The 19,512-nt window shown below is 59.6% G+C and carries 19 protein-coding genes and 1 pseudogene; 19 read left to right on the top strand and 1 reads right to left on the bottom strand.

Annotated elements, in window-relative coordinates; all coding sequences use genetic code 11:
- The first annotated feature begins 24 nt into the window (after positions 1–24).
- From AC1RJ3_RS19575 to flhB, 10 genes are all read left to right on the top strand, one after another.
- A complete protein-coding gene (locus AC1RJ3_RS19575) occupies positions 25–369 on the top strand; it encodes an Hpt domain-containing protein (RefSeq protein WP_054596289.1) in 345 nt (114 codons plus the stop codon).
- A gap of 105 nt (positions 370–474) precedes the next feature.
- Entirely contained in the window at positions 475–1,860 is a 1,386-nt protein-coding gene (locus AC1RJ3_RS19580) for a flagellar hook-length control protein FliK (protein ID WP_493080014.1), read from the top strand.
- 200 nt (positions 1,861–2,060) lie between these two features.
- Positions 2,061–2,561 (top strand): flagellar basal body-associated protein FliL, encoded by a 501-nt coding sequence (gene fliL, locus AC1RJ3_RS19585; protein ID WP_054596291.1) that lies wholly within the window; start codon positions 2,061–2,063, stop codon positions 2,559–2,561.
- Between the two features lie 9 nt (positions 2,562–2,570).
- Positions 2,571–3,539, top strand: coding sequence for a flagellar motor switch protein FliM (fliM, locus tag AC1RJ3_RS19590; RefSeq protein ID WP_010456950.1), 969 nt, complete (start codon positions 2,571–2,573; stop codon positions 3,537–3,539).
- A gap of 69 nt (positions 3,540–3,608) precedes the next feature.
- A complete protein-coding gene (gene fliN / locus AC1RJ3_RS19595) occupies positions 3,609–4,070 on the top strand; it encodes a flagellar motor switch protein FliN (RefSeq protein WP_054598271.1) in 462 nt (153 codons plus the stop codon).
- Positions 4,071–4,496 carry a flagellar biosynthetic protein FliO gene (fliO, locus tag AC1RJ3_RS19600; RefSeq protein ID WP_145014857.1) on the top strand — a complete coding sequence of 142 codons (426 nt, stop codon included), beginning with the start codon at positions 4,071–4,073 and terminating at the stop codon, positions 4,494–4,496.
- On the top strand, positions 4,496–5,245 hold the full coding sequence (fliP, locus tag AC1RJ3_RS19605) for a flagellar type III secretion system pore protein FliP (protein WP_054596294.1): 750 nt from the start codon (positions 4,496–4,498) through the stop codon (positions 5,243–5,245). The genes fliO and fliP overlap by 1 nt, the downstream gene beginning before the upstream one ends.
- 24 nt (positions 5,246–5,269) lie before the next feature.
- A complete protein-coding gene (gene fliQ / locus AC1RJ3_RS19610) occupies positions 5,270–5,539 on the top strand; it encodes a flagellar biosynthesis protein FliQ (protein WP_054596295.1) in 270 nt (89 codons plus the stop codon).
- Between the two features lie 3 nt (positions 5,540–5,542).
- Entirely contained in the window at positions 5,543–6,325 is a 783-nt protein-coding gene (gene fliR / locus AC1RJ3_RS19615; protein WP_054596296.1) for a flagellar biosynthetic protein FliR, read from the top strand.
- Positions 6,326–6,328: 3 nt separating this feature from the next.
- Entirely contained in the window at positions 6,329–7,468 is a 1,140-nt protein-coding gene (gene flhB / locus AC1RJ3_RS19620; RefSeq protein WP_347929338.1) for a flagellar biosynthesis protein FlhB, read from the top strand.
- 628 nt (positions 7,469–8,096) lie between these two features.
- Here the strand turns inward: flhB and AC1RJ3_RS19625 are convergent.
- Positions 8,097–8,348: pseudogene (locus AC1RJ3_RS19625) on the bottom strand (DUF3077 domain-containing protein); the annotation flags it as partial.
- Between the two features lie 446 nt (positions 8,349–8,794).
- Between AC1RJ3_RS19625 and flhA the strand changes: the two are divergent.
- The 9 genes from flhA to AC1RJ3_RS19670 all read left to right on the top strand — a co-directional run bounded on the left by flhA (position 8,795) and on the right by AC1RJ3_RS19670 (position 19,506).
- On the top strand, positions 8,795–10,924 hold the full coding sequence (flhA, locus tag AC1RJ3_RS19630; protein WP_054596299.1) for a flagellar biosynthesis protein FlhA: 2,130 nt from the start codon (positions 8,795–8,797) through the stop codon (positions 10,922–10,924).
- Positions 10,925–10,935: 11 nt separating this feature from the next.
- Positions 10,936–12,267 carry a flagellar biosynthesis GTPase FlhF gene (flhF, locus tag AC1RJ3_RS19635; RefSeq protein WP_493080019.1) on the top strand — a complete coding sequence of 444 codons (1,332 nt, stop codon included), beginning with the start codon at positions 10,936–10,938 and terminating at the stop codon, positions 12,265–12,267.
- A gap of 114 nt (positions 12,268–12,381) precedes the next feature.
- Positions 12,382–13,212 (top strand): flagellar synthesis regulator FleN, encoded by an 831-nt coding sequence (fleN, locus tag AC1RJ3_RS19640; protein WP_019692370.1) that lies wholly within the window; start codon positions 12,382–12,384, stop codon positions 13,210–13,212.
- Positions 13,209–13,949, top strand: coding sequence for an RNA polymerase sigma factor FliA (gene fliA / locus AC1RJ3_RS19645; protein ID WP_007894214.1), 741 nt, complete (start codon positions 13,209–13,211; stop codon positions 13,947–13,949). Before fleN ends, fliA begins: the two co-directional genes overlap by 4 nt.
- 166 nt (positions 13,950–14,115) lie before the next feature.
- Entirely contained in the window at positions 14,116–14,487 is a 372-nt protein-coding gene (locus AC1RJ3_RS19650) for a chemotaxis response regulator CheY (protein ID WP_008006721.1), read from the top strand.
- 31 nt (positions 14,488–14,518) lie between these two features.
- Positions 14,519–15,307 carry a protein phosphatase CheZ gene (locus AC1RJ3_RS19655; RefSeq protein WP_054596301.1) on the top strand — a complete coding sequence of 263 codons (789 nt, stop codon included), beginning with the start codon at positions 14,519–14,521 and terminating at the stop codon, positions 15,305–15,307.
- 38 nt (positions 15,308–15,345) lie between these two features.
- Complete coding sequence (locus tag AC1RJ3_RS19660) at positions 15,346–17,589, top strand: chemotaxis protein CheA (RefSeq protein ID WP_493080022.1); 2,244 nt, start codon at positions 15,346–15,348, stop codon at positions 17,587–17,589.
- 49 nt (positions 17,590–17,638) lie between these two features.
- Complete coding sequence (locus tag AC1RJ3_RS19665) at positions 17,639–18,766, top strand: protein-glutamate methylesterase/protein-glutamine glutaminase (RefSeq protein ID WP_054596303.1); 1,128 nt, start codon at positions 17,639–17,641, stop codon at positions 18,764–18,766.
- A complete protein-coding gene (locus AC1RJ3_RS19670; RefSeq protein ID WP_054596304.1) occupies positions 18,766–19,506 on the top strand; it encodes a flagellar motor protein in 741 nt (246 codons plus the stop codon). The genes AC1RJ3_RS19665 and AC1RJ3_RS19670 overlap by 1 nt, the downstream gene beginning before the upstream one ends.
- Positions 19,507–19,512 lie beyond the last annotated feature (6 nt).

A 19,512-nucleotide genomic window follows, 5' to 3' on the forward strand; every position in this document is an offset into this window, starting at 1 on the left:
CATTCTTGATCAAGGAGCGAACAAGTGACTGACATTCATCTGGATCACGACGTACTGAGTGCGCTGCAAGAAGTCATGGAGGATGAGTACCCGATACTTCTGGATACTTTCCTTCAGGACTCCGAAACACGTTTGACCCAACTTCGCGAAACTCAGGACCCCGACCAGTTGCTCAGTGCCGCCCACAGCTTCAAGGGCAGCAGCAGCAACATGGGGGCTACGCGCCTGGCTGAACTGTGCAATGAGCTGGAGCAGCGAGCGAAACAAAAAAGCCTTGCGGGAATTGAAGAGCTGGTCGGCGAAATCGACGGCGAATTTGCCATCGTCCGACGCTTGTACAGTGAAGAGCGCCAGCGTTTTCATTGTTGAAAGCACCCACGTTGCAGGTTTTTCCAGCACCTGAGCAAACCTGGCTCGACCCTTGCAGCTTTGTTTCTCAACTGTACCTACGATCCCAGTGCAGCGGAGACCGTTATGCCCCTCGCCCCGAATTCGCTTCTTCAGGCCGCCTCGCAGGCCAAGACTCAGTCCGTGCCTGTCAATGCGCCGGCAGCGCCTGCGGAGCCCCGGGATAAGGCCGCCAGCTTTTCTCAGGTCTACGCCAAACAGGCGCAAGCTACCCCGGCGTCCAGTGCTGACGGGGCCGGTAAAAACGTGCGCGACAAAGTGGCGGACAGCACCGGCAAAAAAGTGGCGCCTGACAACAAGTCTGCCGCGCCAGAGGCGAAAGTTGCCGATAGCGGCAAATCCTTGCCCGCCGACAAACCGGCGGATACCAGCGACAAGGCTGCTAGCGACACAAGCGGTGCCAGCGATGCTGCAGTGGCCAAGGATGCTCCGGTGGCTGATAGCGCTCCGCTTGACCCAACTCTCGATCCGGCATTGGCGCAGGCGGTGCAACCGGCTCAAGCGCCAGTGCCGGTACCCGATCCACAAACACCGCCAGTGGTCGCTCAGGTTCAGACCCAGCCTCAGGTCGATCCGGCTCTTGCGGCGACAGTGACGCCTGCACCGGCCCAGCCTGTGGCTGCGACTGATCCTTCGTTCGATCCTGCAGCCGATCCTTTGGACGCGATGCCGGCCGTGCGCCTGGCACTTGAGCAAAGTGGTCACGTGTCGGCCTCCAGCCAGTCCCCGACCAAAGCGACGCCGGATCAGGCCGATAGCGAGCCCACCGCGGCGCAGAACTTTGCCAATGGCATGGCGAGCATGCTTGACGTGCAAGCCAGCAAGGACAGCACCAGCCAGGGGGGCGAAAAGTCCTTCAGCGGTTTGATCGACGACGGGCTCAAGGACCTGAAATCGGCGACCAGTGACACGCGCGTTGACGATTTTGCCAATCGCCTGGCGGCGCTGACCCAGGCCGCCACGCCCAAGACCGCGAATGCGTTGCCGGTGAATCAGCCGATCGCCATGCATCAGAGCGGTTGGACCGAGGAAGTGGTCAATCGGGTCATGTATTTGTCGAGTGCCAACCTCAAGGCGGCTGATATTCAGCTTCAGCCAGCGGAATTGGGTCGCCTGGATATTCGGGTGAACATGGTTCCCGACCAGCAGACTCAAGTGACCTTCATGAGTGCTCACGTTGGGGTGCGTGAGGCGCTGGACAGCCAGATGCATCGTCTGCGCGACATGTTTGCCCAGCAAGGCATGGGGCAAGTCGATGTCAACGTGTCCGACCAGTCCCGCGGCTGGCAAGGGCAAGGGCAGCAGCAGGCCCAGCAAGGCCAGGGCGCAGGCGCGACTGCCAGCGGAGGTCGTCTGGGCTCGGCGGATGAAGAGCTGCCGGCAAGCGTGGCTGAAGCGGCCGCCAGCACGACCAGCGTCATCGGCTCCAGCGCAGTCGATTACTACGCCTGACGAGTTGCAGCAACCCGAACAGATCGCAGCCTTCGGCAGCTCCTACGCCCCGCCTTTGTAGGAGCTGCCGAAGGCTGCGATCTTTTGATATCGGCATTAGCCGACCGCTACACCATTCCCCCTCCTGACACTTCTGGCATAACACTTGCTCTTGCCTTGCCGTGCACCTGTGAAAACTCGAATAGTGACGGATTATTGGCATGGCGAAGAGCGAAGCAGCAGTGAAAGACCCTGCCGGGAAAGGCAAACTCAAGCTTATTCTCGTGATTGTGCTGGCCGTGCTGCTGGCGATCGGTCTGTCCGTGGGGGCGACCTGGTACTTCATGCACAGCGCTCAGAGCAAGCCTGCGCCTGCAGCCGAAACCGCCAGTAATGCCAAGCCTGCGGCGATTTACGAACCCATGGCTCCGGCCTTCGTGGCCAACTACAACCAGAATGGCCGTCAGCGCTACATGCAGGTGAGCATTACCCTGCAGGCGCGTAACCAGGCCGATCTGGATGCGCTGAAAGTGCATATGCCGGTGATTCGCAACAACCTGGTCATGCTGTTCTCCGCGCAGAGTTTCGACACCCTGGCGACTCCGGTCGGTCAGGAAATGCTGCGCCAGAAAGCCACTGCCAGTGTGCAGGAAGTCGCGCAGAAAGAAGTCGGCAAAGTCGTTATCGACCAGTTGCTGTTTACCAATTTCGTACTGCAGTAGGAACACGACATGGCCGTGCAGGACCTGCTGTCCCAGGATGAGATCGATGCGCTGTTGCATGGTGTCGACGATGGTCTGGTACAGACCGACAACGCTGCTGAACCCGGCAGCGTTAAAAGCTATGACCTGACCAGTCAGGATCGCATCGTCCGTGGACGCATGCCGACCCTGGAAATGATCAACGAGCGGTTTGCCCGTTACACGCGCATCAGCATGTTCAACATGCTGCGGCGTTCGGCGGACGTCGCTGTCGGTGGCGTGCAGGTGATGAAGTTCGGCGAATACGTGCACTCGCTGTACGTACCGACCAGCCTCAACCTGGTCAAGATCAAGCCGTTGCGCGGTACCGCGTTGTTCATCCTCGACGCCAAGCTGGTGTTCAAGCTGGTAGACAACTTCTTCGGCGGTGACGGTCGTCACGCCAAGATCGAAGGCCGTGAATTCACCCCAACCGAATTGCGCGTCGTGCGCATGGTGCTGGAGCAGGCCTTCGTTGATTTGAAAGAAGCCTGGCAAGCGATCATGGAAGTCAATTTCGAGTACATCAACTCGGAAGTGAACCCGGCCATGGCCAACATCGTCGGGCCGAGCGAAGCGGTGGTGGTCTCGACCTTCCACATCGAACTCGACGGCGGCGGTGGTGACCTGCACGTGACCATGCCGTACTCGATGATCGAGCCGGTCCGCGAAATGCTCGATGCCGGCTTCCAGTCGGACCTCGACGATCAGGACGAGCGTTGGGTCAACGCCCTGCGTCAGGACGTGCTGGATGTCGACGTGCCGATCGGTGCCACGGTTGCCCGTCGCCAGTTGCGCCTGCGGGACATCCTGCACATGCAGCCTGGGGATGTGATCCCGGTCGAGATGCCGGAAGAGATGATCATGCGCGCCAACGGCGTGCCGGCCTTCAAGGTCAAGATGGGCTCCCACAAGGGCAACCTGGCGTTGCAAGTGATCGAGCCGATCGAGCGACGCTGATCTGCGTTCGCACACATTCGCTTTTAATTGACGGTTTCCAATTGATTGGTTGCCCGCTGAGGACAAATGATGGCTGACGAAATGAATACCCAGGACGACCAGGCGCTGGCCGATGAATGGGCTGCGGCGCTCGAAGAAACGGGTGATGCCGGGCAGGACGATATTGACGCCTTGCTGGCCGCCGATGCGGCGAGTTCCTCGTCCTCCAGTCGTCTGGCAATGGAAGAGTTCGGCAGCGTGCCGAAGAACCACGAGCCAGTGACCCTCGACGGTCCTAACCTGGACGTGATTCTGGACATCCCGGTGTCGATTTCCATGGAAGTCGGCAGCACCGATATCAACATTCGTAACCTGCTGCAGCTCAACCAGGGCTCGGTGATCGAACTTGACCGTCTGGCCGGCGAACCGCTGGATGTACTGGTCAATGGCACGCTCATCGCTCACGGCGAAGTGGTGGTGGTCAACGAGAAGTTCGGCATCCGCCTGACCGACGTGATCAGCCCAAGCGAACGCATCAAGAAGCTGCGCTGAGTGAAGGCGTTTCTCGGTGTATTGCTGGCCTTGCCGCTCAGTGCATGGGCGGCGGAACCGGTAGCGGCGGTCGCGACCCCAGCGGTCGGCAGCGGCGTGGCCGGGCAGTTGACTCAGCTGGTGCTGGGTTTGCTGCTGGTGCTGGGCCTGATCTTCTTCCTCGCCTGGTTGTTGCGCCGTGTTCAGCAGGCGGGTCCTGCCGGCAAAGGGCAAGTGATCGAGCTGATCGGCTCGCGCGCCCTCGGGCCGCGTGATCGCCTGGTGCTGGTGCAAGTCGGTAACGAGCAGATTCTGCTTGGGCTGACGCCGGGCACCATTACCCCGTTGCATGTGCTCAAGGAGCCGGTGCAAGTGCCGAGCACCGAGCAGGCGACCCCCGAGTTTGCCCAGCGCCTGATGGAGCTGTTAGGTAAGGATAAGAAGTAATGCCGTTGCGCATCCTGTTGACACTGGTCCTGATGCTGGCCGCGCCGTTGGCGTTCGCTGCCGACCCGTTGTCGATTCCGGCGATCACCCTGGGCACGAACGCCAATGGCGCTCAGGAGTACTCGGTCAGCCTGCAAATCCTGCTGATCATGACCGCGCTGAGCTTCATCCCGGCGTTCGTCATGCTGATGACCAGTTTCACCCGGATCATCATTGTGTTCTCGATCCTGCGTCAGGCCCTGGGCTTGCAGCAGACACCATCGAACCAGATTCTCACCGGCATGGCGCTGTTTCTGACCCTGTTCATCATGGCGCCGGTCTTTGATCGGGTGAATCAGGATGCCTTGCAGCCGTATCTGGCCGAGAAGCTGACGGCTCAGGATGCAGTGGCCAAGGCGCAAGTGCCGATCAAGGACTTCATGCTGGCGCAGACCCGTAGCAGCGATCTTGAGTTGTTCATGCGCCTGTCCAAGCGCACCGACATCGCAACGCCGGATCAGGCGCCGCTGACCATTCTGGTGCCGGCCTTCGTGACCTCGGAATTGAAAACCGCATTCCAGATTGGCTTCATGATCTTCATTCCGTTCCTGATCATCGACCTGGTCGTTGCCAGTGTGCTGATGGCCATGGGCATGATGATGCTCTCGCCGCTGATCATTTCGCTGCCGTTCAAGATCATGCTGTTTGTGCTGGTGGATGGCTGGGCGTTGATCATCGGTACGCTGGCGAGCAGTTTCGGCGGTGTTTAGGCATAAGTGAGCGGGTAGGGCGATATGACTCCTGAAGTTGCGGTAGACCTGTTCCGTGAGGCGCTTTGGCTGACCACCATGATGGTCGCCATATTGGTCGTTCCGAGTTTGCTGGTGGGCCTGCTGGTGGCGATGTTTCAGGCGGCCACGCAGATCAACGAACAGACCCTGAGCTTCCTCCCGCGTTTGCTGGTGATGCTGATCACACTGATCGTTGCCGGTCCGTGGCTGATACAAACGTTCATGGAATACATCCTGCGCTTGTACACCAGCATTCCGCAGTTGATCGGCTAAACCATGTCATTGCTGGCGCTGACCGACGCGCAAATCAGTACCTGGGTGGCCAGCTTCATGCTGCCGCTATTTCGGGTTGGCGCGGTGCTGACGACCATGCCGGTCTTCGGCACGACCCTGGTGCCCAAGCGTATTCGGTTGTACTTCGCGCTGGCGATAACGGTGGTTATCACGCCGGGCCTGCCGCCGATGCCGCAGGTCAATCCGCTGGACTTGAGCGGTCTGCTGCTGATTGCCGAACAGATACTGATTGGCGCGCTGCTGGGGTTCTCCTTGCAGTTGTTCTTTCAGGCGTTCGTGGTGGCCGGGCAGATTGTTTCGATCCAGATGGGCATGGGATTCGCGTCCATGGTCGACCCCACCAACGGCGTGTCGGCGGCCGTCATCGGGCAGTTCTTGACGATGCTGGTGACGTTGCTGTTTCTGGGGATGAATGGCCATCTGGTGGTGTTTGAAGTCCTCACGGAAAGCTTCACGACCCTACCGGTGGGCAGTGGCATGCTGGTCAATCATTTCTGGGAAATGGCCGGCAAGATGGGCTGGGTGCTGGGGGCGGCGATGCTGCTGGTATTGCCGGCAATCACCGCGCTGCTGGTGGTCAACATTGCCTTCGGGGTCATGACTCGCGCGGCGCCGCAACTGAATATCTTCTCTATCGGTTTTCCGCTGACCCTGGTGCTGGGCCTGGTGATTTTCTGGGTCAGCCTTGGGGACATTCTCAACCAGTATCAACCGCTGGCCACCGAGGCCTTGCAGTTGTTGCGTGATATGGCACAGGCGCGCTGAGTCATGGCTGAAAGCGAGAGCGGTCAGGACAAGACAGAAGACCCCACGGACAAGCGCAAGAAGGACTCCCGTGAAAAGGGCGAGATCGCGCGCTCCAAAGAGCTCAATACTCTGGCGGTGATGCTGGCCGGTGCGGGCGGATTGCTGATCTACGGCGGCGGTCTGGCGCTGGACCTGCTGGAAATCATGCGCCTGAACTTCTCCCTGCCGCGTGAAGTGGTGCTGACTCCGGACGCCATGGGCCTGTATTTGCTGAAGTCGGGCAAGATCGCGATTATCGCGGTGCAACCGGTGCTGCTGACCTTGTTGCTGGCGGCGATCGTCGGCCCGATTTCCCTGGGCGGCTGGCTGTTCGCCGGCAGTAGCCTGGCACCCAAGTTCAGTCGAATGAACCCGGCCAACGGCCTCAAGCGGATGTTTTCGTCCACGGCGCTGATCGAGCTGCTCAAGGCTCTGGCAAAATTCCTGCTGGTGCTGTTCGTCGCGCTGAGCGTGCTGCGCTCGGACATCGACGATTTGTTGCGAATCGCCCATGAGCCGCTGGAGCAGGCGATTATTCACAGTGTGCAACTGGTGGGCTGGAGCACCTTGTGGATGGCGTGCGGGTTGATTCTGATCGCGGCGGTCGATGTGCCGGTTCAGCTTTACCAGAGTCACAAAAAACTGCTGATGACCAAGCAGGAAGTGCGCGACGAGCACAAGGATCAGGAAGGTCGCCCCGAGGTCAAACAGCGGATTCGCCAGTTGCAGCGCGAGATGTCCCAGCGGCGGATGATGGCGGCCATTCCTGAGGCCGATGTGGTCATTACCAACCCGACCCACTACGCGGTGGCGCTCAAGTACGATCCGGAGAAGGGTGGGGCGCCGATGCTGGTGGCCAAGGGCAGCGACTTCCTGGCGCTGAAGATCCGCGAAATCGCGGTGGCTAATGAGGTCTTGCTGCTTGAGTCGCCGGCTCTGGCGCGTTCGATTTACTATTCCACCGAGCTTGATCAGGAAATTCCTGGTGGGCTCTATTTGGCGGTTGCTCAGGTGTTGGCTTACGTTTATCAGATCCGTCAGTACCGTGCGGGCAAGGGTAAGCGTCCGGATCCGCTTAAGGATGAATTGCCGATTCCTCCGGATCTGCGGCGGGATTCCTGACCGGCTTACGCTGATCAAAATTGTGGGGGTTGGCTTGCCTGCGATGGCGGCCGGACAGCCGACCCGTCTCTTTCAGATATATCCCCATCCTCTGTAGGAGCTGAGCTTGCTCGCGATGACGGCCTGGCAGCCGACCCGTCTCTTTCAGATATACCCCCATCCCCTGTGGGAGCCGGGCTTGCCCGCGATGGCGGCCTGACAGCCGACCAATCTCTTGCAGGTGTACATATCCATTTCTGCGGTAACGGCCACTTAGGGTTTCGCCCTGACGGCGACTCCCTTTGGCAAACGCCCCAAAGGAAGCAAAAGTCTTCGCCCCAAGCGTACGGCACCTCGCCTAGGCTCGGCGTACCCTCGCTCCGGCATTCATCAGGGGGCATCGCCTACGGTCTGCTTCGCGACGACCTCCTCTCGATGTGTCCGGCTGCGCCGTACGGCGCTGCGCGCCCACCCCCTGATGAACACCTCCACTCGGCCTCCCGATAGGGGCGGGTGGATCAAGATCAACAGCAACAGCAACAGCAACAGCAACAGCACGGCGGCCTACCGGCCGGCCTGAGTGGTTGGGGCGTGAACGGCTTTAGATCGTTTCCGCGCAGGAGCGTGGGAGCGATTCGCGGTGGGTGAGTTAATGTTCGGCTTTTTGATGGTTGTTCGATGCGGCTATGACTTTCACCGCGTTATCGATGACGGCTTTGCTCATCTCCTGCAAGTAGTGAGAGGCCCAGGCACAGCGGTCGGTTTTGCGCTCCATCGCTGCATCTTCGGCCAGCATCCTGGAGAGGTGGAGCAGGTCGGACACGTGGGGCAAGGCTTCGTGGATCGAGACGCCACTGTTGACGCGGAACGAGGCTTGATCGTTGTGGATGGAGAAGGGGGTGAGGCTGGCGGTTTTTTAATCGTGGAGGTGCGAAGATTTGTTCATGGCGAGGTTCTCGTTTACTGGTTAGAGCGGCCTCGTTTACTCAATCGGGTTTCCAGTCCCGGTCGCTGATTTGGCAGTGACCACCAAAGACTAGTGATGCCACTTCCGAGGGGCAACCTTGAAAGCCTGTCGGACAAATCCCGGTGTTTTCCAGGTTTGTGGCTGAATTCTTGGGATGGGCGTTGAATATCCGGTCTCTTCGCGGGCAAGTCTTGCTCCTACGGATGTGAGTGATCTGTAGGAGCAAGGCTTGCCCGCGATGGCGTCTGTCCGGTCGCTGAAAAACTCCCGATAAACCCCGCTGTTTCAAGCCCCCTGCAAAAGTTGGAAAGCTTCTTGCAGTACCCGCTCTGCGCCCGCTTCAGGCGTCAAAAGTTTGCTTCAAGGAACGGGGAATACCGGTGGATCGCTCTCAGTTAATCAACAGTGCCCGCAGCAACCTGGCAGACCTCAGTCGAGGCAATCTGGGTGTGCCGCTGTTGCTGTTGGTCATGCTGGCGATGATGATGTTGCCGGTCCCGCCGTTCCTGCTCGACGTGTTCTTCACCTTCAACATTGCGCTGTCGATTGTCGTGCTGCTGGTCTGCGTCTACGCCTTGCGGCCGCTGGATTTCGCGGTGTTTCCGACCATTCTGCTGGTCGCCACGTTGTTGCGACTGGCATTGAACGTGGCCTCGACCCGGGTGGTGATGCTCCACGGTCAGGACGGCCATGCCGCCGCCGGCAAGGTGATTCAGGCCTTCGGCGAGGTGGTGATTGGCGGTAACTACGTGGTCGGTATCGTGGTCTTCGCGATTTTGATGATCATCAACTTCGTCGTGGTGACCAAAGGTGCCGGGCGGATTTCCGAGGTCAGTGCGCGTTTTACCCTGGATGCGATGCCGGGCAAGCAGATGGCCATCGACGCCGACCTGAACGCCGGCCTGATCGACCAGCCCGCAGCCAAACTGCGCCGTATGGAGGTGGCCCAGGAGGCCGAGTTCTACGGTTCGATGGACGGTGCCAGCAAGTTCGTGCGCGGTGACGCCATCGCCGGTCTGCTGATTCTGTTCATCAACCTGATTGGCGGCATGGCGGTCGGGATCTTCCAGCATGGCATGAGCTTCGGCGATGCCGGCAAGGTCTACGCATTGTTGACCATCGGTGACGGTTTGGTGGCGCAATTGCCATCACTGCTGCTGTCCACCGCGGCGGCGATCATGGTGACCCGTGCTTCCGGTTCGGAAGACATGGGCAAGCAGATCAATCGGCAAATGTTCGCGTCGCCCAAGGCGCTGGCGGTAGCTGCCGGTTTGATGGCAGTCATGGGCCTGGTGCCAGGCATGCCGCACTTCTCCTTTCTCAGCATGGCCGCCGTCGCAGCGGGCGGCGCGTATCTGTTCTGGAAAAAACACAACATCGTCAAGGTTCAGGCTCTGGAAGAGGTCAAGCGTCAGCAGGACCTGCTGCCGTCGCCCGCACGGGCCATGGAAACCAAAGAGCTGGGCTGGGATGACGTGACCCCGATCGACATGATTGGTCTGGAAGTCGGCTACCGGCTGATCCCGCTGGTGGATCGCAACCAGGGTGGTCAGTTGCTGGCGCGGATCAAGGGCGTGCGCAAGAAGCTTTCCCAGGATCTGGGCTTCCTGATGCCGACCGTGCACATTCGCGACAACCTCGATCTGGCGCCGAGTGCCTACCGCCTGACCCTGATGGGGGTGATCCTCGCCGAGGCGGAGATTTATCCGGACCGCGAACTGGCGATCAATCCCGGGCAGGTCTATGGCACGCTCAATGGCATCACCGCCAAAGATCCGGCCTTTGGCCTGGAAGCGGTCTGGATCGAAATCAGTCAACGTCCGCAGGCACAATCCCTGGGGTATACAGTGGTCGATGCCAGTACGGTGGTGGCGACTCACCTCAACCAGATTTTGTACAAGCATTCCAGCGAGCTGATCGGCCACGAAGAAGTTCAGCAGCTCATGCAATTGCTGGCTAAAAGCTCGCCAAAACTGGCCGAGGAGCTGGTGCCGGGCGTCGTTTCGCTGTCGCAGTTGCTCAAAGTACTGCAGGCCTTGTTGGCCGAACAGGTTCCGGTTCGCGACATTCGCAGCATTGCCGAAGCCATCGCGAACAATGCCGCCAAGAGTCAAGATACTGCCGCTCTGGTGGCGGCCGTTCGCGTCGGCGTATCGCGCGCTATCGTCCAAAGCATTGTAGGCACTGAGTCCGAGCTGCCTGTGATCACCTTGGAACCAAGGTTGGAACAAATATTGCTCAATAGTCTTCAGAAGGCAGGACAAGGCTCGGAAGAGGGCGTTTTGCTGGAGCCAAGCATGGCAGAGAAGCTGCAACGTTCGTTGATCGACGCCGCGCAGCGTCAGGAAATGCAAGGTCAACCGGTGATTCTGCTGGTAGCAGGTCCGGTACGCGCGATGCTCTCGCGGTTCGGACGTTTGGCAGTGCCGGGGTTGCATGTGTTGGCGTATCAGGAAATCCCTGACAACAAGCAAGTGACCATCGTTGCGACAGTAGGGCCCAACGGCTGAGGTAGTGGTTTATGCAAGTTAAGCGTTTTTTCGCCGCCGATATGCGTCAGGCCATGAAGCTGGTTCGCGATGAGCTGGGCGCTGATGCGGCCATTATCGGTAATCGCCGGATCGCCGGTGGTGTCGAGCTGACGGCGGCCCTGGATTACAAGCTGTCGGCGCTGGCCCCGCGTGTACCGAACATTGAACTCGAAGACGAGTTGCGCAAGACCCAGTCGCGGATCGTCACGGCTCAGGCCGAATTGAGCCTGCGTGGCGACGGCGAAGCTGATGCGAGCGCCAGCACCAATCGCCAGTTGTTTGCCGGCCTGCCGCTGACCGCTGCGGAACCGTTGATCGAGCCGACCTTTGCTGAGCGGCCGCGTCCTGCTTCAGCGCCTGTGCATTCTGCCGGGGTTGATCCGCGGGCTTTCGACTCGATGCGTTTCGAACTCAATGGCCTGCGCGAACTGCTCGAAGTGCAGTTGGGTTCGCTGGCCTGGAATCAGTTGCAAGGCAGTCGCCCGCAGCAAGCCAACCTGTGGCGCCGCCTGCAACGCATTGGCCTGTCCGGTCCGTTGTCGCGCGATCTGCTGGAACTGATTACTGACATTGAAGAACCCCGCCAGGCCTGGCGCATGCTGTTGGCGCACCTGGCGCGGATGATCGTGACTCCCGAGATCGAACCACTGGAAGAAGGTGGCGTGATCGCCATGGTCGGCCCTGCCGGCATGGGCAAAACCACCACGCTGGCCAAGCTGGCCGCACGTTACGTGCTCAAGTACGGCGCGCAGAACATCGCGCTGGTGAGCATGGACAGCTTCCGTATTGGTGCCCAGGAACAGCTCAAGACCCTGGGGCGTATCCTCAATGTCTCGGTGACTCACGTCGACCCGGGCCAGTCCCTGGCGCAAGCCCTTGATCCGCTGTTACGCAAGCGTGTGGTGTTGATCGACACCGCCGGCCTGCAAGCCAGTGATCCGGCGTTGCGCATGCAGCTGGAAAGCCTGGCCGGTCGCGGGATCAAGTCGAAGAATTATCTGGTGCTGGCCACTACCAGCCAAAAGCAGGTGCTGACTGCCGCTTATCACAGTTACAAGCGGTGCGGGCTAGCAGGCTGCATTCTGACTAAACTGGATGAAACAGCGAGCCTGGGCGAGGTGTTGAGCCTGGCAATCAGCCACGAATTACCTGTCGCTTATCTGACCGACGGGCCACGGATCCCGGATGATCTACATTTACCGCGCCGGCATCAGTTGGTCAGTCGCGCCGTTAGCGTGCAGATGCAGGAAGAACCCAGCGAAGAAGCCATGGCTGATATGTTCGCTGACCTCTACCACAGCCCGGCCAAGCGTGTCGGCTGAGGTAATAATGAATAGATTTGTATCTACATCGATGGCCTGCCATGCATTGTTCACAAGTGAGCGCGCAGCCAGTCATGTAGTCCGCGTCTAAGCAAGACAAGGTAAAGAACGAACATGGGCAGCATGCATCCCGTACAGGTGATCGCAGTGACCGGCGGCAAAGGTGGCGTCGGGAAGACTAATGTGTCAGTGAACTTGTCCCTGGCTCTTGCTGAGCTCGGCCGGCGCGTCATGCTGCTGGACGCCGATCTGGGGCTGGCGAACGTCGACGTCCTGCTGGGGCTCACGCCCAAGCGTACGCTGGCCGACGTCATCGAAGGCCGCTGTGAACTGCGCGATGTATTACTTCAGGGGCCGGGCGGAATTCGCATTGTTCCAGCAGCGTCCGGTACCCAGAGCATGGTTCACCTGAGCCCGGCCCAGCATGCTGGCCTGATTCAGGCATTCAGCGACATCGGCGATAACCTCGACGTATTGGTGATCGACACGGCGGCGGGTATTGGTGAGTCGGTCGTCAGTTTTGTTCGCGCAGCCCAGGAAGTATTGCTGGTGGTGTGCGACGAGCCGACGTCGATCACTGACGCCTACGCGCTGATCAAACTGCTCAACCGCGATTACGGCATGAACCGCTTCCGCGTGCTGGCCAATATGGCGCAAAGCCCGCAGGAAGGGCGAAATCTGTTCGCCAAGTTGACCAAGGTCACGGATCGCTTCCTCGACGTCGCCTTACAATACGTCGGTGCGGTGCCTTACGACGAATGCGTGCGTAAGGCGGTGCAGAAGCAGCGCGCCGTGTATGAAGCGTTTCCTCGTTCCAAGTGTGCGCTGGCATTCAAGGCCATCGCGCAGAAAGTCGATACCTGGCCGCTGCCTGCCAACCCGCGTGGGCACCTGGAATTTTTCGTCGAGCGTCTGGTGCAGCAAACTGCGGGTCCGGTTCTATGACAGCCAGCGGTTACAACCTGTACAAGAAGTCGGCGCGTGACGCGCAGTACGAACTGATCGAGCGTTACGCGCCACTGGTAAAACGTATTGCCTATCACCTGTTGGCGCGCTTGCCGGCCAGTGTTCAGGTCGAGGACCTGATCCAGGCAGGCATGATCGGTTTGCTTGAAGTGTCGACCAAATATGACGCGAGCAAAGGTGCGAGTTTCGAGACGTACGCGGGGATCCGTATCCGTGGCGCGATGCTCGATGAAGTCCGCAAGGGTGACTGGGCGCCACGCTCGGTCCACCGCAATACCCGGATGGTGAGTGACGCGATTCGCTCAATTGAAGCTAAAACCGGGCGTGACGCTAAAGATCACGAGGTTGCGGCCGAACTCCAATTGAGTCTCGACGATTATTACGGGATTTTGAATGACACCTTGGGCAGTCGCCTGTTCAGCTTCGACGATCTGTTGCAGGACGGCGAGCATGAAGGGCTGCACGAGGATGGCGCGAGTGCTCATCTCGAACCGTCGCGCGACCTGGAAGATGAACGCTTCCAGGCAGCACTGGCGGATGCGATTGCCAATTTGCCGGAGCGTGAGCGACTGGTGTTGGCGCTGTACTACGACGAAGAGCTGAATCTCAAGGAAATCGGTGAGGTCCTGGGGGTCAGTGAATCGCGGGTCAGCCAGTTACACAGCCAGTGCGCGGCCCGTTTGCGGGGGCGTTTGGGGGAGTGGCGAGCGCGCTGACAGCAGTGTGGGGACACTGCGAACGAAACAGGCAGGGCGTAACGCTGTGCCGGTCTTCATCCGTTGTGCTCCAGACAGTCGTCGAGTGCTCTGCCGAATTGATTGAATGGCGTGTTCAGGTGCTGAACGCGTTTAAGACTGCTTGGAGGTCGAATTGGACAAGAACATGAAAATCCTCATCGTTGATGACTTCTCAACGATGCGGCGGATCATAAAAAACCTGTTGCGTGACCTTGGGTTCACTAACACGGTCGAGGCGGACGACGGTATTACCGCCATTCCCGTCCTCAACAGCGGGAGCATCGACTTTCTGGTAACGGACTGGAACATGCCTGGCATGACCGGTATCGATTTGCTGCGCCACGTGCGCGCCGATGAAAAGCTCAAGCACCTGCCGGTGCTGATGGTCACTGCCGAAGCCAAGCGCGAGCAGATCATCGAAGCCGCTCAAGCCGGTGTAAACGGCTATGTGGTCAAACCCTTCACGGCCCAGGCGTTGAAAGAGAAGATCGAAAAAATATTCGAACGCATCGGTTGATGCGCGGAGCCACTGCGCCACGGGGGGAGCTATGGAGCAAAGAGAATCTTCACAGGGCGATTTCGAATCGACCCTGAAAAAACACGCTCACGAACTGGTCGAAAGCCTTGAAAAGGGCAGGTTCGGTGACGCTGTGCAACTGATCCATGAGCTCAATCAGACCCGTGACCGCGGCCTGTACCAGGAGGTGGGCAAGCTCACTCGCGAGCTGCATAGCGCGATCGTCAATTTTCAGATTGACCCGAACATGCCGCAAGCCGAGGAAGTCTCACAGATCACAGACGCCACCGAGCGCCTGTCCTATGTGGTCAAGCTGACCGAAGCGGCCGCGAACCGGACCATGGATCTGGTCGAGAACAGTACTCCGCTGGTCAATGGCCTGAGCACTGACGCCCAGGCCTTGAGCGCCGACTGGGGGCGTTTCATGCGCCGCGAAGTCGGTGCCGAAGAGTTCCGCGAACTGGCCCGGCGTGTCGACGGTTTCCTGACGCGTAGCGTCGAGGAGAGCCAGGTCGTCTCGGGCAACCTCAACGATATTCTGCTGGCTCAGGATTACCAGGATCTAACCGGTCAGGTGATCAAGCGCGTGACTCAACTGGTCACCGAAGTCGAAAGCAACCTGCTCAAGCTCGTGCTCATGGCCAGTCAGGTAGACCGCTTTGCGGGCATCGAACATGACCATGAAGCGATGCTGGCTGAAAAAGATCCGCAAAAACATCTCTCTCAGGGTGAAGGTCCGCAGATTCATGCCGATAAAAGAGAAGACGTTGTGTCCGGTCAGGACGATGTGGACGATTTGCTATCCAGTCTTGGATTTTAGGTTTTTTAGGTTTTTAGACCTTTAGGAGCACCCCCTTAATGAGCTTCGGCGCCGATGAAGAGATCCTTCAGGATTTCCTGGTTGAGGCCGGCGAGATTCTAGAGCAACTGTCCGAACAGCTGGTCGAGCTGGAAAGCCGACCCGATGATGCGGATTTGCTCAATGCAATTTTTCGCGGTTTTCACACTGTAAAAGGGGGCGCCGGCTTCCTCCAGCTCAATGAGCTGGTGGAGTGCTGTCACATCGCCGAGAACGTGTTCGACATCCTGCGCAAGGGTGAGCGTCGCGTCGACTCGGAACTGATGGACGTGGTTCTCGAAGCGCTGGACGCGGTGAACGGCATGTTCAGCGAAGTCCGCGAGCGTGCACCGATCACTGCGGCTACACCGGAACTGCTGGCGGCTCTGGCCCGCCTGGCCGAGCCTCAAACAGACGATGTGGCGCAACCAGTTGCAGAGGTGGTTGAAGCACCTGCCGCTGAAAGCGAATCGGGCGACGTCACCGACAATGAGTTCGAACTGCTGCTGGACTCGCTGAACGCGGTCAAGGCGCAAGCTGAGTCGGGGGCGCCTGTAGCCCCGGCACCTGAAGCGGCTGCCGGCAGCGATGAAATCACCGATGCCGAGTTCGAGTCATTACTCGACCAATTGCACGGCAAAGGCCAGTTCGCCCCTGATGCAGTGGCGGCAACACCTGCCGCACCGGCTGCCCCGAAAGCGGCAGGCGACAGCTCCGACATTACCGACGACGAATTCGAAGCACTGCTCGATCAGTTGCATGGCAAAGGCAACTTCGCCGTTGATGCCCTGGAGTCGGCAATTGCTGCCGTTCCGGCACCTGCGGCACCTGTGGCTGCGGCCGCTGGCAGCGATCTGATCTCCGATCACGAGTTCGAATCGCTGCTCGACGAATTGCATGGTAAAGGCAAGTTCACGGAGGTCGGCACGGGTTCTGCTGCTTCTGTGGCGGCACCAGTTGCCAAGGCTGCAGCGCCAGCACCTGTGGCTAAAGCGCCCGAGCCAAAGGCTGAAACGCCGAAGCCTGCTGCCGCTGCTGCACCGGCTCCCGCCCGCGCAGCGGCGTCACCGCCACCGGAAAAACCGGCCAGTGAAGCCGAGACCACCGTGCGTGTGGATACCGCACGTCTCGACGAAATCATGAACATGGTCGGCGAACTGGTACTGGTGCGTAACCGCTTGGTCCGTCTGGGCCTCAACAGCGGCGACGAAGCCATGTCCAAGGCCGTGTCGAACCTCGACGTGGTCACGGCCGACTTGCAGACCGCTGTCATGAAGACCCGGATGCAGCCGATCAAGAAAGTCTTCGGGCGCTTCCCGCGCCTGGTTCGCGACCTCGCGCGCCAGTTGAAGAAAGAGATCAACCTGGAGCTGGTCGGTGAAGAAACCGACCTCGACAAGAACCTCGTCGAGGCCCTGGCCGACCCGCTGGTCCACTTGGTGCGTAACTCGGTCGACCACGGTATCGAAGAACCGGCTGATCGTGAGGCGATGGGCAAGCCGCGTAGCGGCAAAGTGATTCTGTCCGCAGAGCAGGAAGGCGATCACATCCTGCTGTCCATCTCTGATGATGGCAAGGGCATGGATGCTGATGTCTTGCGCAGTATCGCCGTGAAGAAAGGCTTGATGGACAAGGATGCGGCGGACCGTCTCAGCGAGTCCGACTGCTTCAACCTGATCTTCGCGCCGGGTTTCTCGACCAAAACCGAGATCTCCGACGTGTCCGGTCGTGGCGTGGGCATGGACGTGGTGAAAACCAAGATCGCCCAGCTCAACGGCACCATCAATATCTACTCGACCAAGGGCAAAGGCTCGAAGATCGTCATCAAGGTCCCGTTGACCCTGGCGATCATGCCGACGCTGATGGTCATGCTCGGCAACCAGGCCTTTGCTTTCCCGCTGGTCAACGTCAACGAGATTTTCCATCTCGACCTGTCGCGCACCAACGTGGTCGACGGTCAGGAAGTGGTGATCGTGCGGGACAAGGCGCTGCCACTGTTCTACCTCAAACGCTGGCTGGTCAGCTCCGCCGCTCACGAAGAGCAGCGTGAAGGCCATGTGGTGATCCTTTCGGTGGGCACTCAGCGGATCGGCTTCGTCGTCGATCAGCTGGTGGGCCAGGAAGAAGTGGTCATCAAGCCATTGGGCAAAATGCTTCAGGGAACCCCGGGCATGTCCGGCGCCACCATTACCGGTGACGGCCGCATCGCCTTGATTCTCGATGTTCCAAGCATGCTCAAGCGTTACGCCGCACGGCGTATTTGATTCTGGCGGAGCGGGGCGACTGAGCCTCGCTCCGTCTAACGGAGTGTTTATGGCAGTCAAAGTCCTGGTGGTGGATGATTCTGGTTTTTTCCGCCGCCGCGTCTCGGAAATTCTTTCAGCAGATCCGAGTATCCAGGTTGTCGGTACGGCGACCAACGGTAAAGAGGCGATCGATCAGGCCCTGGCCCTCAAGCCAGACGTGATCACCATGGACTACGAGATGCCGATGATGGATGGCATCACGGCGGTGCGGCACATCATGCAGCGCTGTCCTACCCCGGTTTTGATGTTCTCCTCGCTGACGCACGAAGGCGCTCGGGTCACTCTCGATGCACTGGATGCCGGCGCGGTGGACTTCCTGCCGAAGAATTTCGAAGACATCTCGCGCAATCCCGAGAAGGTCAAGCAACTGCTGTGCGAAAAGGTCCACAGCATTTCGCGCAGTAACCGTCGTTTCAGCGCCTACAGCGCCCCGGCTCCAGCCGCCGCGCCAGCCCCGGCACCGGCACCTTCGAGTTTCGGCAGCAGTGCGCCTGCGCCTGTGCGTCCGGCCCCGACGCCGATTCCTGCGCGTGCGCCGGTTGCCAGCGCATCGTCGCCGGCACCGAAACGCAAAGCCTACAAGCTGGTTGCCATTGGTACCTCAACCGGCGGCCCGGTCGCGTTGCAACGGGTGCTGACACAGCTGCCGGCCAACTTCCCGGCGCCGATCGTGCTGATCCAGCACATGCCGGCGGCCTTCACCAAGGCTTTCGCCGAGCGTTTGGACAAGCTCTGCCGGATCAGCGTCAAGGAAGCCGAGGATGGTGACATCCTGCGTCCGGGCCTGGCCTTGCTGGCACCGGGTGGCAAGCAAATGATGATCGATGGCCGTGGCGCGGTGAAAATCCTTCCGGGCGACGAGCGTCTGAACTACAAGCCGTGCGTGGACATCACCTTCGGTTCGGCGGCCAAGTCCTACGGCGACAAAGTTCTGGCGGTGGTCCTTACCGGCATGGGCGCCGACGGTCGCGAAGGCGCGCGTCTGCTCAAGCAGGGCGGCAGCGCGGTCTGGGCCCAGGATGAAGCCAGTTGCGTGATCTACGGCATGCCGATGGCGATCGTCAAAGCCGATCTGGCAGACGCGATCTACGGCCTCGACGATATCGGCAAGCACCTGGCCGAGGCGTGCATCTGATGGATGTTTTAAGCCTCATCGGGATCATCATGGCGTTCATCGCCATTATTGGTGGCAACTACCTGGAAGGCGGGCATCTCGGTGCCTTGGCCAATGGCCCGGCGGCACTGATCGTGCTCGGCGGGACCATTGGCGCTGCCTTGTTGCAGTCGCCGATGAGTGCCTTCAAGCGCGCGATGCAGATTCTTCGCTGGATCCTCTTTCCGCCTCGCGTCGACCTCGCCGGTGGTATCGACCGTGTGGTCAACTGGAGCCTCACCGCGCGCAAGGAAGGTTTGCTCGGGCTTGAAGGGGTCGCGGACAGCGAACCCGACAGCTACTCGCGCAAAGGCTTGCAATTGCTGGTCGACGGCGCTGAACCCGAGTCGATTCGCAGCATCCTCGAAGTGGATTTCTACACCCAGGAAAGCCGTGACATCGAAGCCGCCAAAGTCTTTGAAAGCATGGGTGGCTATGCGCCGACCATCGGTATCATCGGTGCGGTCATGGGCCTGATTCATGTGATGGGCAACCTGGGTGATCCGTCGCAACTGGGCAGCGGCATTGCCGTGGCCTTCGTCGCGACCATCTACGGCGTGGCCAGCGCCAACCTGGTGTTGTTGCCGATTGCCAGCAAGCTCAAGTCCATCGCGTTGCGGCAGTCGCGTTATCGCGAAATGTTGCTGGAAGGCATTCTGTCGATCGCCGAAGGTGAAAACCCACGCTCCATCGAGTTGAAGCTTCAGGGCTTCATGGACTAAGGGAAT

This window comes from Pseudomonas sp. GW822-FHT04C11 (assembly GCF_058800905.1).

Coding starts and splice junctions, on each gene's coding strand:
- AC1RJ3_RS19580 (WP_493080014.1), top strand. CDS start 475: ATGCCCCTCGCCCCGAATTCGCTTCTTCAGGCCGCCTCGCAGGCCAAG.
- fliL (WP_054596291.1), top strand. CDS start 2,061: ATGGCGAAGAGCGAAGCAGCAGTGAAAGACCCTGCCGGGAAAGGCAAA.
- fliM (WP_010456950.1), top strand. CDS start 2,571: ATGGCCGTGCAGGACCTGCTGTCCCAGGATGAGATCGATGCGCTGTTG.
- fliN (WP_054598271.1), top strand. CDS start 3,609: ATGGCTGACGAAATGAATACCCAGGACGACCAGGCGCTGGCCGATGAA.
- fliP (WP_054596294.1), top strand. CDS start 4,496: ATGCCGTTGCGCATCCTGTTGACACTGGTCCTGATGCTGGCCGCGCCG.
- fliQ (WP_054596295.1), top strand. CDS start 5,270: ATGACTCCTGAAGTTGCGGTAGACCTGTTCCGTGAGGCGCTTTGGCTG.
- fliR (WP_054596296.1), top strand. CDS start 5,543: ATGTCATTGCTGGCGCTGACCGACGCGCAAATCAGTACCTGGGTGGCC.
- flhB (WP_347929338.1), top strand. CDS start 6,329: ATGGCTGAAAGCGAGAGCGGTCAGGACAAGACAGAAGACCCCACGGAC.
- flhF (WP_493080019.1), top strand. CDS start 10,936: ATGCAAGTTAAGCGTTTTTTCGCCGCCGATATGCGTCAGGCCATGAAG.
- fleN (WP_019692370.1), top strand. CDS start 12,382: ATGGGCAGCATGCATCCCGTACAGGTGATCGCAGTGACCGGCGGCAAA.
- fliA (WP_007894214.1), top strand. CDS start 13,209: ATGACAGCCAGCGGTTACAACCTGTACAAGAAGTCGGCGCGTGACGCG.
- AC1RJ3_RS19650 (WP_008006721.1), top strand. CDS start 14,116: ATGAAAATCCTCATCGTTGATGACTTCTCAACGATGCGGCGGATCATA.
- AC1RJ3_RS19655 (WP_054596301.1), top strand. CDS start 14,519: ATGGAGCAAAGAGAATCTTCACAGGGCGATTTCGAATCGACCCTGAAA.
- AC1RJ3_RS19660 (WP_493080022.1), top strand. CDS start 15,346: ATGAGCTTCGGCGCCGATGAAGAGATCCTTCAGGATTTCCTGGTTGAG.
- AC1RJ3_RS19665 (WP_054596303.1), top strand. CDS start 17,639: ATGGCAGTCAAAGTCCTGGTGGTGGATGATTCTGGTTTTTTCCGCCGC.
- AC1RJ3_RS19670 (WP_054596304.1), top strand. CDS start 18,766: ATGGATGTTTTAAGCCTCATCGGGATCATCATGGCGTTCATCGCCATT.